Consider the following 13,530-nt stretch of genomic DNA (forward strand, 5'->3'; position numbering starts at 1 on the left):
CCAAACCGCGTTTCAACAGGAACATTTGCCGAGGTCTAATCAGCCGCTTGGACCAAAAAAGCTACAGAAATCAAACCGCATGGAAATTCCATAATATACCTTATGCGAATTACAGGTATGGGTGGGTCGATCAGGACGGCCAGTGCCATGGCGGCTTGGACAACCCCCGCTCCCGGCCCGGATAGCGCTCCAGTGAGCGGGCTACGCGACATCGTGGCGTGTACGCTCTGGCTACGGCGGTTCGTCGTCGAAGGTGGACGCGGCACGCTCTAGCGCAGCGGCAGCAGCTCCAGCTGGCCCTGCGCCTTCTTGACGGCCGCCGCGAACCAGCTCTGGCTCGGCGCCTCCTTGGCGAAACATTTCGTGTAGGCGTCCATAGCCTGGTCTTCCTTGGCCATGTCATCCTTCGGCAGCGTCCTGGCCATCATCTGCTTCCAGACCCTTTCGCAAGCCGGGATCTCGGCGGTCTTCACGGCCTCGTTCATGGCGAGAAAGAACACTTTCTCGCCCTGGATCGCGACCACGTCGATTTCATGAGGCGGCCCTTTCAGGTCGCCATTACCGCGGACGCCGAGCACGGCGACGGCGGCGGTCGCGGCTGCGGGTTTGATGATCGGCAGTTCGGCATATTTGGCGAAGGCGGAGTCCTGGATCGCCTGATAGTAGAAGCGATCTGACTTGAACGCAGCATCGATCTCCTGCGGCATGCCGTCCTTGTTATGCTCGCGCAGCCAATGCTTGAGCAGCGACGTTGTCGTCACCACGGCCTGCTGCTTGTCGCCTTCCGTGGCGAAGCCGAGCCCGTCGAGATGGCCGAAGCCGCTGTCTCCCCTGAAGAGCGTGTCGACGTTCGACTTGCCCTCGGCCGGCAGCCCCTTGATCGTGACGGGGCCGACCAGGCCCCGCAGTACGCCGGTCAGCTCGTTGAGCGCCGCATCGTGCTGCCTGGATGTTTCGTCGCTCTCCTTGGCCTTCGAGAATTTGGCGATGTAGCGATCCCGCAGATCAAGATAGTGCTGCTCGGGAGTGGTGGCCGCATGTGCCGATGTGGTGAAGGCAAGCAGGCAGAGTAAGGCAAGCGATCTCATTGCAATGTCCGGAAGACTGGTGGCGATCTCCAGTCTTTGTGGGCGCGCCGGGCCGGAAGGTTCATCTCAGGCGACGTGCCCTGCTCCATCGAGAACCAATCCTTCACCATGCCTGCCGGGTTCGATTGAGCGCAGGGACCCCTGGAGGTAAAATTACCTCCAGATTTTTCAGCAAGTGCCGGACATCCGGGGGCGACGTCCATGAGCGAATTGCGCGCTGCGGCCAGGCAATCCACGGCGAGGACCGGGATCATCGAATTCGAGGGTGCCCGCGGCACCGTCAGCATCCCCTGCACCATCGCCGACGTCTCCGGCACCGGCGCCCGTCTGCAGCTCGACTGGTCGCTGTCGTTTCCGAAGGAGGCTACGCTGATCTTTGCCGACGGCTTGCGCAAGGCTTGCCGCGTCGCCTGGCAAAAGCGGCGGCTGCTGGGCGTCGCGTTCGTCGATGGCGTTGCGAGCCTGGACGAGCAGGCGCTCATGATGACCGAGGAAGAGCAGGCCCTGCACCGGCGGCACATCGGCGCCCAGGTCAAAGGCGCGCGCGAGGCGCGTGGCTACACCGAGGCCCAGATCGCAAGCCTCGTCGGCGTCTCGCCCGAATTCGTCTCGCGTGCCGAGAGCGGTGAGGTCAGCATCCCGCTCCACCAGCTCACCCACATGGCCGATCTGTTTCTGGTCGATCTTGACAGTCTGGTGGCAGGCCCCGCCTCGCTCGCATTGCCGCCGGCTGAGCCTCACGGTTCTACCGAGGCGTTCCTCCGCTAGCCCTTGTGGCAGCACGTCCCTCCGGCGTCCTTCTGCTGGCCAGCCAGCACGCTGCGGCTGTTGCGATCGGGCGGGATGTCGCCAGCCGCATTGGCCGCGAAGAAGCCGGTAGGCTTCAGCATGAAGCCGGCATATTCGACCGGCATGATCGGGAAATCCTCAGGCTTGCAGATATGGGTGTGGCCGAACGAGTGCCACAGCACGATATCCGTATTCTCGATGTTGCGGTTCTGCGCGGCGTAGCGCGGCAGGCCATCGCCGCCGGCATGGTTGTTGGGATAATCGCCGCTGGCGTACTTTTCCGCCGCGTCGAAGGCCGTCACCCAGACATGCCTGGTGGCAAAGCCGCCGCGCTTGCGCACGTAGCTGCCTTCCTGCGCCAGCATCAGCGGGCTCGGATTGACGACGAGCTTGTAGGCAGGCGCGTTGCCGACCGAATTGATCTCGTTCGGGTTGCTGATCTTCCAGAACCGGCCGGTCTCGCCATTTGCAATGGCGGCGGCGTCACGCTCGCGTGAGAGAACGCGCGTGGTGGTGTCGAACGCGTTGCCATGCGGATTGTCGGCGCCCCAGGGCCGCGGCACGAACTCATGCTCGGTCACGGTGTTGCCGCCGCCGTCGAGATCCATGTGCATGCGCACGTTGAAGAAGTGCTGATGCGTCGGGCCGCCGAGGGCGTCGTCGACCATGCCGCCCCATTTGTACTTTTCGCCAGAGGGCACGGCGGCCGTCTGGATAATGCCCGTGAGCTTGGTCTCGAGCTGGATCGTGCCGTCCTGATAGAGGTACCAGTAGAAGCCGTAATCGTAGTTGCCGACGGTGGCGAAGAACGAAATCACGAGCCGCCGGGATCTGCGGACCTCGAACAGGCCGTTGCGGAATTCGTAGTGCTTCCAGGCAATTCCGTAGTCTTCTTCATGCATGCAGATGGCGTTCTGCATGACGAAGGGTTTGCCGTTGTTGTCGGCGGCCGGCACGTCGAAATATCTGATGTGGCCGAGGCAGTCGCAGCCGAGCTCGAGCGCGTTGGCGAGCATGCCGAGCCCGTATTCGCCGGCGTCGAACGCCGACTTCCAGAAATGGTTCGCGGTCGGGTCGGCGTACGGCACCACCATCTCGGTGACGCTGGCGCGATGGATCAGCGAACGCTTCCGGTCGCCGTCCTGGTAGCCGAGCTGATGCAGCACCAGCCCCTCGCGCGGTGTGAAACCGATGCGAAAGCTCCATTTCTGCCAGTCGACCTTCCAGCCATCAACCTCAAAGCTCGCGCCCTCGGGCTGCTCGATATGCAGCGGCTTGATATCCGTTCGCGGGTTGGTGACCTCATGCGCGCCGTAATTCCGCTTCTTGCGCGGGATCGGCACGATCGGGTCCGCGTCGGTGAGGTCGAGAACCTTGCCGCTGATCAGATCGACGACTGCGACGACGCCCTCGATCGGGTGCGCGTAGCCGTTGTCCTGGAGATGCTCGCGAAAAAAGCTGACGGCCCGAACGATGCGCGCGCCGCGTTCATATTCGAAATCGAAGAAACCCGACGAGAACGGGTCGACCTGAACCAGCTCGATGTCCTTGTCGGTCAGGCCGCGCCGAACCATCGCCGCGCGCCAGCCGGGGTCGGCCTTGACCACGGCTTCGCACTTGAAGAACTCCTCGAGCATCACCGACGGCTGCCCATAGGGCGCCTCGCGATTCGGGATCACCTTGCGGGCAACGATCTCGTTGCGGGCGAGATCGACGATGTGCTCGATCGCCTCGCCTGTCGCCACGTCGAGCGTGAGCGCGAAGGCACGCCGCGGCGTCCCTCCGGCGGCCAGCTCCTGCTTGGTCGGCTCTTCCAGCCGCACCGTCGGGAACCGGCAGTTCTCCGGCGAAGCGGCCCCCGCACGCACAAGCGTGCAGGCTGCGGTGATCTCCTCTGCGGTCAAAGGATCGAGCGGATGAGGCGTCGCGGTCTGCGCCTGCGATTTGGCTTTGACGGTATCGAGCATGGTAATGTCCAGAGATCAGCGCGGAGCGAGATGTGTGGCGATAGCGCGGAAGGCCGCGAACCAGCGCTGGTCGAGCGGCACGTCCATCGCCTTGGGCTGGGTCGCGAACTTGACGATGACAGTGTCCGAGTCGAGATCGACATGGAGGTGCTGGCCGTGGATGCCGATCGCGGTCAGCGCGTTGCGCGACGGGTCGATCGTGAACCATTTGCTGCGATAGCGCGCGCCCGGGAAGAACTCGGCGAGATCGCCGTCGGCCCAGGCCTTGGGATCGCCGTTCTCTCTGATATCGTCGATCCACCAGCCCGGCACCACCTGCCGTCCCTCCACCACGCCGCGATTGCGCATCATCTCGCCAAACCGCAGCAGGTCGCGCGCTGTCACGGAAATGCCGCCCGCGAGGCGGCCCATGCCGTGGCTGTCGAGCGTGAGCGAGCCATCTTCCTCCGCGCCCAGGGGCTGCCACAGATAGTCGGAGAGGATGCGATGGTAGGGCATGCCGCAGGCGCGCTCATAGACCCAGCCGAGCACCTCGGTGTTGGTCGAGACGTAATGGAACACCTTGCCGTGCGGCTTGCCGGTGCCGCGGAGCGTGGCGAGATAGGCGCGCTGATGGCCGGGCTCGACGCCTGATGGCGGCACGTCCCAGCCGGAGGAGAAGCGATAGCGCGCGACATCGCCGGCGGGATCCTCGTAATCCTCCTCGAACTGGATCGCGACGGCCATGTCGAGGAGATTGCGGACCGTGCAGGTGCCGTAGACCGAGCTCTCGAGCTCCGGAATGTAGCGCACCACCCTCGCCTCCGGATCGACCAGCCCGCGCGCGGCCAGCACCCCGCCAAGCGTGCCTGATATCGCCTTGCTGATCGAGCAGATCAGATGCGGCGTGGTCACGCCCATGCCGTCGCCATACCATTCGTGGATCAGCGTGCCCCGGTGCATGACCAGCAGCGCGTCAGCGAAGGTCTCGCGCAGCGTCGCCTCGATCGTGGTCTTGATGCCGTCAGGCGCGGTGAAGCCGATCTTTGCCAGTTCGCGCGGCGCGCTCACGATCTTCGTCGGCTGCGCGGAACGACGGATCTCGGCGGTCGGCAACACTTCGCGCGCGTGGGTGAAGCCCCAGCGGATGGCTGGAAAGCTGCGCCAGTTGGCGCGCGTTACCTGGGCCTCGGGCGCAGGCGGGCTGCCGCGCATGATCTCGGTCGGTCGCATCTCGATCCCTCCGCCAAGGTCTCCCGACTCCGGTGCCGGGAGTGGCAATGGCGAAGAGTGCACAACGACAGCGCCAGGCGTTATCGAGATCCGGCAATATTTCGCTGGACAGGGCCCGTGGTCGTGCCAGTCTGGCGCGGTCCGTGCCGGCTGCTCGGCTCACAAATTCCGTCGTATCGTCATGGCCTTAAGCGCAACTTTTCCGATTCAGGACTCGGCGGCCAACCTGTTCCAGGCGCGCAGTACGGACGTCGACGAGCACTGCGCCGCGCTCGGCCGCTGGAGGCTGAGCTACGACCAGATCAGCGCCGGCGCATTCGCAGGCAGCTTTACCCAGCTTTCCCTCCCCCACGTCGAGGTATTCCGCGAGATCACCAGCCAGCAGGTCCGCCAGTATGGCCAGCTGGGTGCTGACAGCTTTGGCATCGGCCTGCCCTGGCGTGGCAACGGCGAGATCAATTGCAACGGCGCCAGCGTCGCAGGCAGCCAGGTGATCGCCTGCATCGACGCCGAAGTCGATATGTGCACGCCGAAGGCGTTCGAGTTGCGCGGCGTCGTCGCCAGATCGGCGCTGATCGAGGAACTGGCGACCAAGCTCGACATCGAACTGCCCCGCGCGGTCTGGCACCAGCTGCGAGTGATCGAGATGGACGAGGCGCCGGTCGCACGGCTGCGCGCGCATCTCGCGGCGATCCATGACACCCTCGCAACTGCGCCCGAGAAGTTCGACGATCCGGCGGCACGGCAGGCGCTGGAAGACGCCCTGCTCGTCGACATCATGGACATGCTGCCGACGGCGCGGCCGAGCGATCCCGGCCGTAGTTCCGCGGCGCGCAAGCGCACGGTCGATCGTGCCCGCGAGCTGATGCATGGCAGCGGCGAGCACGCACTGTCGCTGCTGGAGGTCTGCAAGGCGGTGGGCGCCAGCCCGCGCAAGCTCGGCTACTGTTTCCAGGAGGTCGTGGGCACCAGCCCGATGCACTATTGGCGCGCGATGCGGCTGAACCGGGTGCGGCGGGACCTCAAGCACGGCACCGAGACATCGGTCTACGACGTCGCCGTGCAGCACGGCTTCTGGCACTTCAGCCAGTTCTCGCTCGACTACAAGCGCCACTTCTCCGAGCTGCCCTCGGAGACGCTCAAGCGTGCCAGGCTGGCGGCCTGACCGAGGCCCTACAATGCGGAAAGCTCAAAGGAGGACGCGTGCTGGAAGGTCGAGAATGGCATAAGGTCGGGGGGGCCTCTTCACAAGCGATCGCTGTGCTTAAATCGATCGCCCCGGCTGATCTTCCTGAAAGCTACTATTCCCTGCTTTCCTTCAGTAACGGCGGTGAAGGACCACTGGCGGTCCAACCGTTGTGGCTTTGTCTCTACTCCGCCGAGGAAGCCGCGCAAATCGAACGGAATGGCTCCTTCAAAGAGATCTTCGAGGGGCTGTTCGTGATTGGCGGCAATGGCGGCGGCGAAGCAGTGGCATTTGACCTACGCGAAAGTGAGCCCTACCCACTCGTTGCCTTCGATATGACAAACATCGACCTGCCAGAAAGTGTCCAGCCGATAGCGCCATCCTTCGAGGCAGCCCTGAAGTTAATCGGCCGACGCGACCAGTAACCGACCCTGCAATTTTTAGTTCACGATCGAGATCAGCGGTGCCGCAGCCGGCGATTGACCCGCCGCGCCAGATAGTCACCGGCGCTCTGCACCAGTTGCACCAGCGCGATCAGCACGACGACGACGGCCAGCATCATCTCCGGCATGAAGCGCTGATAGCCGTAGCGGATACCGAGATCGCCAAGTCCGCCGCCGCCGACCGCGCCGACCATGGCGGAGTAGCCGAGCAGGCTGACGACCGCGAGGGTTAGCGCCAGCAACAGGCCGGGCAGCGCCTCGGGGATCAGCACCTTGAACACGATCTGGAGCGGCGAGGCGCCGAACGAGGACGCGGTCTCGATCAGGCCGCCATCGACCTCGCGGATCGCGGCCTCAACCAGGCGCGCGATGAACGGCGTCGAAGCGATGACCAGCGGCACGATCGCCGCGGTCGAGCCGATCGAGGTGCCGGCAACCAGCCGCGTGAACGGGATGATGGCGACGACCAGGATGATGAAGGGCGTCGAGCGCGTCGCGTTGACGACAATGCCGAGCACGCGATTGATGGCGGGCGCCGAGAACAGCTCGCCCTTGCGGCTGGTGGCCAGGAAGACTCCGAGCGGCAGGCCGAAGGCGGTGCCGAGCAGCGCTGCGATGCCAACCATGTACAGGCTCTCGCCCGTGGCCTGGACGATGAGATTGATGAGTTCAGGCGACATAGCCGAGACGCTCCGCCGAGAATTGATATTGAGACAGCCAGGCCAGCGTGCGCGTTGCCGCGCCCTCGCCGCCAGAAATACCCATGGGAATGCCGATGACGAGCGAGCCGACATGCTGGCCGCCGATCTCGTCGATGCGCGCCGACAGCAGCGAGACGTCGAGGCCGAGCTCGCGCGCGAGCCGCGCGATCAGCGTGTCGCCGGCCCCTGCCCCGCGCACCTGGACGCGGATCACGGCATGGCTGCCCGGCTGCTGGACGATCCGGCTGGCGAGCGAGACCGGCAGGCTGTCGCCGGTCACCTCGGCCAGGAAAGACTGCGTGATCGGATGCCTGGGATGGGTGAAGATGTCGGCGACATGGCCGCTTTCGACGACGTGGCCAGCATCGAGCACGACGACTTCCTTGGCGAGCTGGCGGACGACGGACATTTCGTGGGTGATCAGCACGATGGTCACGCCCAGCTCGCGGTTGATGCTCGCGAGCAGATCGAGGATCGCGCGCGTGGTCTGCGGATCGAGCGCGGAGGTCGCCTCGTCCGACAGCAGCACGTCCGGCCGCGTGGCCAGCGCGCGGGCGATGCCGACGCGCTGTTTCTGGCCGCCGGAGAGTTCTGAGGGATAGCGGTCGTGCTTGTCGGCGATACCGACAAGGGCAAGCAGCTCGGTGACGCGTGCCTTGATATCGGCTTTCGACCAACCCGCGATCTCCAGCGGCAGCGCGATGTTGTCGGCGGCGGTGCGCGACGACAGCAGGTTGAAATGCTGGAAGATCATGCCGATCGAGCGCTGCGCGAGCCGCAGATCGCGCCCGGTCAGCGCCGAGATATCCCTGCCGTCGACCACGACGCGGCCCGTGGTCGGCTTCTCCAGCCCGTTGATCAACCGCACCAGGCTCGACTTGCCGGCGCCGGAGCGGCCGATCACGCCGGTGATCGAACCGCGCGCGATCGCGAAGTCGACGCCCTGCAGCGCGTTGACGCCGGGCTTGCCGCGATAGGCCGGATAGGTTTTCGAGATGTTCTCGAACCGGACCATCGGCTCCGGCTGAGCTGCGCCGTCTCGGATCTCGACCGGTTCTCCGATCACCAGCGATGGGTGCACATTCATGGAAGCGACTTTCATGCACGATGTTTAGCGCGCCCGTGCGGAAGGCGCGCGGGAGGCGGGTCGCTCTGCATGCGACAAGGAGTGGAACAAAAGCAGAGCGCCTGACGGCGACACTGCACTGCAGCGCACCATCGCCTTTTCCAGTCTTTCTTGCAATTTCAGATGTTTGCAGGGGATTGGGCGAAGATTTCCCGATCCCTCGACGTGGAAGAATATTCTCCTGCTGAGGGGTATCCGCCCGCTTCCGGGCCTACCTGACCATGGCGAGCCAGGGCAGCACGATCACCAGGAGCCCGGCGAAATAGAGCACTCCGAAGATCAGGCCAAAGCCCCAGAACTGGCCTTTCCCGATATAGCCGCTGCCGTAATACATCGGCGCCGGCCCGGTCGCGTAAGGCGAGATCACGCCCATCAGGCCGAGCGAATACATGCAGAGCATGGCGAGCGTCGCCACCGGCAGGTCGGGGATGCCGGAGCCGACCGCGAGCACGACAGGCAGCACGGCGGCGGCATGGGAGGTGATGCTCGAGAAGAAATAGTGGATCCAGAAGAACAGCGCGACCAGCAGGATCATCGCCGTCGACGGCGTCAGCCCTGACAGCGGCTTCGCGAATTCATTGGCGAACCATTTGATGAAGCCGATTTCATTCAGTCCCGAGGCCAGCGTCAGCAGCGAGGTGAAATAGAAGAAAACCTCCCAGGCGCCCTTCTCGCTGACGATGTCGGCGAATTCGATCACGCCCGTCACCAGCATCAGCGAGATCACGATGAACACGACCGTGGTGGCGTTGACGAAGTTCGCACCTAACAAGGGCACGTGAATGTCCGGGCTGGAGCCCGCAATCCACAGGAACATCGCGAGCACGATCAGAACCAGCATGATCCACTCGTTGCGCGACATCGGGCCCATCTCGCCGAGCTCCTTCGCCGCCCATTCCGGGATCTCCGGGCTGCGCTTCACCTCGGGCCTGCAGATCGCGTAGCTGAGCAGCGGGACAAGGATCATCAGCAAGATGCCCAGCGGCGCGAAGCCGATGAACCACTGGCCCCAGCTGACGTCGACACCGACAGTCTTCTTGGCGATGGCGAGCGCCGCAGCGTTCGGCGCCAGCGCGGTAAAGAACAGCGAGCTCGTGACCGCGGTCGCGGCGAATGCGGTCCACATCACATAGGTGCCGATCTTGCCGGCGGTCGGCCCCGGCTCGGAGCCGTAGATGCGCGGGATGTTGCTGATGATGGGATAGACGATGCCGCCGCTGCGGGCGGTGTTGGAGGGCGTTGCCGGCGCCAGCAGAAAGTCGGACATCGCCACCGCATAGCCGAGGCCGAGCGTGTTGGTACCGAGGCGCCGCACCAGCACCAGCGCGATGCGCCGGCCGAGCTGGCTCTTGCGATAGCCGATCGAGAACACGAAGGCGCCGACGATCAGCCAGACCGTGCTCTCGGCAAAGCCGCCAAGCATCCAGCGCAGCGATTTGTTGGGATCGGCATCGATATAGCCGGCGACGCCAGCGACAGTCAGTCCGATCAGGCCGACCGCGCCGACCGGCATCGATTCCAGGATCAGCCCGGTGATGACGGCGGCGAAGACCGCAAAATAGTGCCACTGATTGACGTTGAGACCCGCCGGGATCGGCCAAAGATAGATCGCGAGCCATACGATGAGCGGTGCGATCAACTTCCAGCGATGCATTATCGGTCCTCCCGCGGCACACACGGGATCGTTGACCGAACCGCTGCCGCCGGACCCGTTCTAGCCGTCCGTTCCCGTCTTGGCGAGCACCGCCGGCGGCGCCATCACGGCGCGGCGGTCGGACTCGACCACGCGGTTACGGCCCTGCCCCTTGGCCTGGTACAGCGCCGTGTCGGCGGCGGCGACCAGCATGTCGCCCTTCGGCACGTGCAGCGGCGTCACGGCAAGGCCGATCGACGCCGTGATGTGGCGCAAGGGCGCGCCATTGGGGATATCGACATGCATCGCCCTGACGGCATCGAGTACGGCATTGGCGCGCGACATGGCGGCGTCGATGTCGGCGCCCGGCATCAGCACCAGGAACTCCTCGCCGCCGAAGCGGCCGACGATGTCGGTCTTGCGGATCGTCTTTTCCAGCACCGCGCCAAGCTCGCGCAGCACCGCATCGCCGGATTCGTGGCCATAGGTGTCGTTGATCTTCTTGAAGTGGTCGATGTCGATGATCAGAAGCGCCATCGTCTCGCCGGTGCGCATGGCGCGGCCGGATTCGCGCGCCAGCGCGTCCTCGAGGAAGCGGCGGTTGTAGAGGCCAGTGAGCTGGTCGCGAATCGCCTGGCTGCGCAATTGCTCGCGCAGCTGGAGGTTGGCGAGCGCCAGCGAAATCTGTTCGGCAAGCATGGTCGCGAGCTGGTCGGTGCCGTCGGCGAAAGCCGCGCTGCCGGCCTCGCGATAGAGCACGCCGAGCAGCGTGTTCTGCGCAACCAGCGGCTCGCAGACATAAATGCCGGCGCGCGCCTCGCAGCAGGCGTGGCCGCAAACAAGCCCCTGGCTCGCCTCGGAGACCGGGAATTTGGTGCCGCGGCGCAGGGCCCAGCAATCCTCCAGCGCAAACGCCTGCGCCGTCGAGGCGACCTCGCCCCAGCGCGGTCCGCGCGCGACGCCGTCACGGGCATCGTTCATCAGATACAGTGCGCCCGCTTCGTCGGGGAAGAGGAATCCGGCATAGGTCTCGACAGCTGCAAAAACCTCGTCCGGCTTCTGGCAGGACTGCAGCAGGCCCGAAAGCTCGGTCAGCAGCGCGATCTCCTTGGTGCGGATTTCGGCCGCCTTGAGCGACGAGGTCAACCGCGCAGTCGTGTCCTGCAATTGCCTGGCGTGGTCGGCGCGTTCAGCCTCGATCGTCCTGAGCATGCCAAACAGCCGGCGAGAGCGCAGCCAGATGCCCACGACCAGCGCCATCAGCAGCGCAGTGACAATGCCACCGGCGAGGACCAGGTTCGGCATCATTTGCGTGTCGGCGGCAAGCATGTCCGCAATTCCTTAACCAAGCGCGCCCACCCCTGGGCAGAAAGTTGCCGAGGTGGATATCGCAGGCGGAATTGAGAATGGGTTTGCAGCGCGCCTCTCCCGCGCAAGGCGGTAAAGAAAGCGTTGGCGACCTTGCTCCAAACTTAGGTTTGCGCCGCGTCAGGACGCTGCTCGGCGTGGGACCGATCGCGCCGCAACGAGTGCTCGACAGGCAGGGACCATGCGCTTAATCTTTCGCGCCATGAGCCAAGATCACGAGCACCATCATCACCACGACCACGATCATTCGGAATTGTCCGAAACCGAGCTGCGCGTGCGCGCGCTCGAGACTGTCCTGACCGAAAAAGGCTATGTCGAGCCGGCCGCGCTCGACGCCATCATCCAGGCTTACGAGACCAAGATCGGCCCGCATAACGGCGCGCGCGTCGTCGCCAGGGCCTGGACCGATCCTGATTTCAAGAAGGCGCTACTGGAGGACGGCAGCAAGGCGATCGGCACGCTCGGCCATGTCAGCCGCGTCGGCGACCATCTCGTCGTGGTCGAGAACACGCCCGAGCGTCATAATATGGTCGTGTGCACACTGTGCTCCTGCTACCCCTGGGAAATGCTGGGGCTGCCGCCGGTCTGGTACAAGGCCTCACCCTATCGCTCGCGCGCGGTCAAGGATCCGCGCGGCGTGCTCGCCGATTTCGACGTCAGCTTGCCGAAGGACATGGAAATCCGGGTCTGGGATTCCACCGCAGAGACGCGCTTCCTGGTGCTGCCGATGCGCCCCGCCGGCACCGAAGGCTGGAGCGAGGAGCAGCTCGCCGACCTCGTCACGCGCGACTCCATGATCGGAACAGGCTTTCCCAAAACGCCGGGAGCACCGTCGTGAACGGTGTCCATGACATGGGCGGCATGGACGGGTTCGGCAAGGTCGAGCCCGAGGCCAACGAGCCCGTCTTCCACGAGGAATGGGAATCCCGCGTGCTCGCCATGGTGCGCGCGATGGGCGCCGCCGGCGCTTTCAACATCGATACCTCGCGCTTCTATCGCGAGACGCTGCCGCCGCATGTCTACCTCTCCAGCTCCTACTACAAGAAATGGTTCCTCGGCCTGGAGGAGATGCTGATCGAGAAGGGTTACTTGACGCGGCGGGAAGTTGCTGCCGGCCACGCGATGCAGCCCGGAAAGCCGCTCAAGCACGGCAAGTTCGATCTCGCCAATGTCGAGCGCATCATGGTGCGCGGCAAGTTCGACCGGCCTGCGCCGGCACCCGCCAAATTCAACATCGGCGATCGCGTCCGCGCCAAGAACATTCATCCGGCCACGCATACGCGGTTGCCGCGATATGTCCGCGGCCATGTCGGCGTGGTCGAATTGAACCACGGCTGCCACGTGTTTCCTGACACTGCGGCGATGGAGCTCGGCGAGAATCCGCAATGGCTCTACACCGTCGTGTTCGAAGGCCGCGATCTCTGGGGCGCGGATGGCGACCCGACGCTGAAAGTCTCGATCGACGCCTTCGAGCCCTATCTGGACCCGGCGTGATGAGCAGCACGGCCGCGGCCGCCGCGACGGCGGCTATACCAAGCATTCCGCGCGATGACGACGGCCCGGTGTTCCGTGCCCCGTGGGAAGCGCAGGCCTTTGCGATGGCGCTCACGCTGCACGACCGCGGCGTGTTCACCTGGCCGGAATGGGCCGCAGCCTTGGCCTCCGAGATCAAGCGCGCGCAGGCTGCCGGCGATCCCGACACGGGCGAGACGTATTACCTGCACTGGCTCGCGACGCTGGAAGGCTTGGTCGCAAGCAAGGGCGTCGCGTCGATGGACACGCTGCATCGCTATCGCGATGCCTGGGACCATGCCGCGGACCGCACGCCGCACGGCATGCCGATCGAGCTGCGCGACGAGGATTTTGGCTAGCTGGCGCCACACTCTCGTGTCCCGGACAAGCCGCAACGCGGTAGCGTTGCGGCGCAGAGCCGGCAACTGTTATGTCGATGGGGCGATCATATAAGGTTTTCGGTCGCGCATCATTGCGTTGAGCACGGTTAGAAGCTTCCTGGCGA

At 64.7% G+C, this 13,530-nt stretch carries 13 protein-coding genes; 6 read left to right on the top strand and 7 right to left on the bottom strand.

Annotated elements, in window-relative coordinates; translation table 11 throughout:
• Positions 1–269: 269 nt before the first annotated feature.
• Complete coding sequence (locus M2427_RS41435) at positions 270–1,088, bottom strand: hypothetical protein (RefSeq protein ID WP_280712478.1); 819 nt, start codon at positions 1,086–1,088, stop codon at positions 270–272.
• Between the two features lie 201 nt (positions 1,089–1,289).
• On the opposite strand from M2427_RS41435, the gene M2427_RS41440 reads away from it, so the two are divergent.
• Complete coding sequence (locus M2427_RS41440; RefSeq protein WP_280712479.1) at positions 1,290–1,856, top strand: helix-turn-helix transcriptional regulator; 567 nt, start codon at positions 1,290–1,292, stop codon at positions 1,854–1,856.
• On the opposite strand, the gene M2427_RS41445 is transcribed toward M2427_RS41440, so the two are convergent.
• Together M2427_RS41445 and M2427_RS41450 are read right to left on the bottom strand one after the other, a co-directional pair.
• Positions 1,853–3,844: a primary-amine oxidase gene (locus tag M2427_RS41445; protein WP_280712480.1), complete on the bottom strand. Its 1,992-nt coding sequence runs from the start codon at positions 3,842–3,844 to the stop codon at positions 1,853–1,855. The two genes, M2427_RS41440 and M2427_RS41445, sit on opposite strands and share 4 nt — an antisense overlap.
• A gap of 15 nt (positions 3,845–3,859) precedes the next feature.
• Entirely contained in the window at positions 3,860–5,056 is a 1,197-nt protein-coding gene (locus tag M2427_RS41450) for a serine hydrolase (protein ID WP_280712481.1), read from the bottom strand.
• Positions 5,057–5,237: 181 nt separating this feature from the next.
• Between M2427_RS41450 and M2427_RS41455 the strand changes: the two genes are divergently transcribed.
• Positions 5,238–6,221 carry a helix-turn-helix domain-containing protein gene (locus M2427_RS41455; RefSeq protein WP_280712482.1) on the top strand — a complete coding sequence of 328 codons (984 nt, stop codon included), beginning with the start codon at positions 5,238–5,240 and terminating at the stop codon, positions 6,219–6,221.
• Positions 6,222–6,259: 38 nt separating this feature from the next.
• The gene (locus M2427_RS41460) at positions 6,260–6,667 is read left to right on the top strand and encodes an SMI1/KNR4 family protein (RefSeq protein ID WP_280712483.1); all 408 of its coding nucleotides are present in this window, start codon (positions 6,260–6,262) and stop codon (positions 6,665–6,667) included.
• A gap of 32 nt (positions 6,668–6,699) precedes the next feature.
• On the opposite strand, the gene M2427_RS41465 is transcribed toward M2427_RS41460, so the two are convergent.
• The 4 genes from M2427_RS41465 to M2427_RS41480 all read right to left on the bottom strand — a co-directional run bounded on the left by M2427_RS41465 (position 6,700) and on the right by M2427_RS41480 (position 11,474).
• Positions 6,700–7,365, bottom strand: a complete 666-nt coding sequence (locus M2427_RS41465; protein ID WP_280712484.1) for a methionine ABC transporter permease — start codon at positions 7,363–7,365, stop codon at positions 6,700–6,702.
• Positions 7,355–8,488, bottom strand: a complete 1,134-nt coding sequence (locus M2427_RS41470) for a methionine ABC transporter ATP-binding protein (RefSeq protein ID WP_280712485.1) — start codon at positions 8,486–8,488, stop codon at positions 7,355–7,357. The genes M2427_RS41465 and M2427_RS41470 overlap by 11 nt, the downstream gene beginning before the upstream one ends.
• Positions 8,489–8,723: 235 nt before the next feature.
• The gene (locus M2427_RS41475) at positions 8,724–10,166 is read right to left on the bottom strand and encodes a DASS family sodium-coupled anion symporter (RefSeq protein WP_280712486.1); all 1,443 of its coding nucleotides are present in this window, start codon (positions 10,164–10,166) and stop codon (positions 8,724–8,726) included.
• A 60-nt stretch (positions 10,167–10,226) separates the two neighbouring features.
• Positions 10,227–11,474: a sensor domain-containing diguanylate cyclase gene (locus M2427_RS41480; RefSeq protein WP_280712487.1), complete on the bottom strand. Its 1,248-nt coding sequence runs from the start codon at positions 11,472–11,474 to the stop codon at positions 10,227–10,229.
• A 241-nt stretch (positions 11,475–11,715) separates the two neighbouring features.
• Here M2427_RS41480 and nthA point away from each other — a divergent pair, with 241 nt between their 5' ends.
• Genes nthA through M2427_RS41495 form a run of 3 tightly spaced genes read left to right on the top strand, consistent with a single transcriptional unit; the run spans position 11,716 to position 13,384 of the window.
• Positions 11,716–12,351, top strand: a complete 636-nt coding sequence (gene nthA, locus M2427_RS41485) for a nitrile hydratase subunit alpha (protein ID WP_280712490.1) — start codon at positions 11,716–11,718, stop codon at positions 12,349–12,351.
• Positions 12,348–13,007: a nitrile hydratase subunit beta gene (gene nthB / locus M2427_RS41490; RefSeq protein WP_280712488.1), complete on the top strand. Its 660-nt coding sequence runs from the start codon at positions 12,348–12,350 to the stop codon at positions 13,005–13,007. Before nthA ends, nthB begins: the two co-directional genes overlap by 4 nt.
• Positions 13,007–13,384 (top strand): nitrile hydratase accessory protein, encoded by a 378-nt coding sequence (locus tag M2427_RS41495; protein WP_280712489.1) that lies wholly within the window; start codon positions 13,007–13,009, stop codon positions 13,382–13,384. Before nthB ends, M2427_RS41495 begins: the two co-directional genes overlap by 1 nt.
• Positions 13,385–13,530 lie beyond the last annotated feature (146 nt).

Origin of the sequence: Bradyrhizobium sp. BR13661, from assembly GCF_029892425.1 — a bacterium.
Taxonomy (GTDB): domain Bacteria; phylum Pseudomonadota; class Alphaproteobacteria; order Rhizobiales; family Xanthobacteraceae; genus Bradyrhizobium.

Bases quoted from the DNA above. Each gene is read 5' to 3' on its own strand.
- M2427_RS41480 (WP_280712487.1), bottom strand. From the start codon at position 11,474: ATGCTTGCCGCCGACACGCAAATGATGCCGAACCTGGTCCTCGCCGGT.
- M2427_RS41475 (WP_280712486.1), bottom strand. From the start codon at position 10,166: ATGCATCGCTGGAAGTTGATCGCACCGCTCATCGTATGGCTCGCGATC.
- M2427_RS41495 (WP_280712489.1), top strand. From the start codon at position 13,007: ATGAGCAGCACGGCCGCGGCCGCCGCGACGGCGGCTATACCAAGCATT.
- M2427_RS41450 (WP_280712481.1), bottom strand. From the start codon at position 5,056: ATGCGACCGACCGAGATCATGCGCGGCAGCCCGCCTGCGCCCGAGGCC.
- M2427_RS41455 (WP_280712482.1), top strand. From the start codon at position 5,238: ATGGCCTTAAGCGCAACTTTTCCGATTCAGGACTCGGCGGCCAACCTG.
- M2427_RS41440 (WP_280712479.1), top strand. From the start codon at position 1,290: ATGAGCGAATTGCGCGCTGCGGCCAGGCAATCCACGGCGAGGACCGGG.
- M2427_RS41465 (WP_280712484.1), bottom strand. From the start codon at position 7,365: ATGTCGCCTGAACTCATCAATCTCATCGTCCAGGCCACGGGCGAGAGC.
- M2427_RS41435 (WP_280712478.1), bottom strand. From the start codon at position 1,088: ATGAGATCGCTTGCCTTACTCTGCCTGCTTGCCTTCACCACATCGGCA.
- nthA (WP_280712490.1), top strand. From the start codon at position 11,716: ATGAGCCAAGATCACGAGCACCATCATCACCACGACCACGATCATTCG.
- M2427_RS41470 (WP_280712485.1), bottom strand. From the start codon at position 8,488: ATGAAAGTCGCTTCCATGAATGTGCACCCATCGCTGGTGATCGGAGAA.
- M2427_RS41445 (WP_280712480.1), bottom strand. From the start codon at position 3,844: ATGCTCGATACCGTCAAAGCCAAATCGCAGGCGCAGACCGCGACGCCT.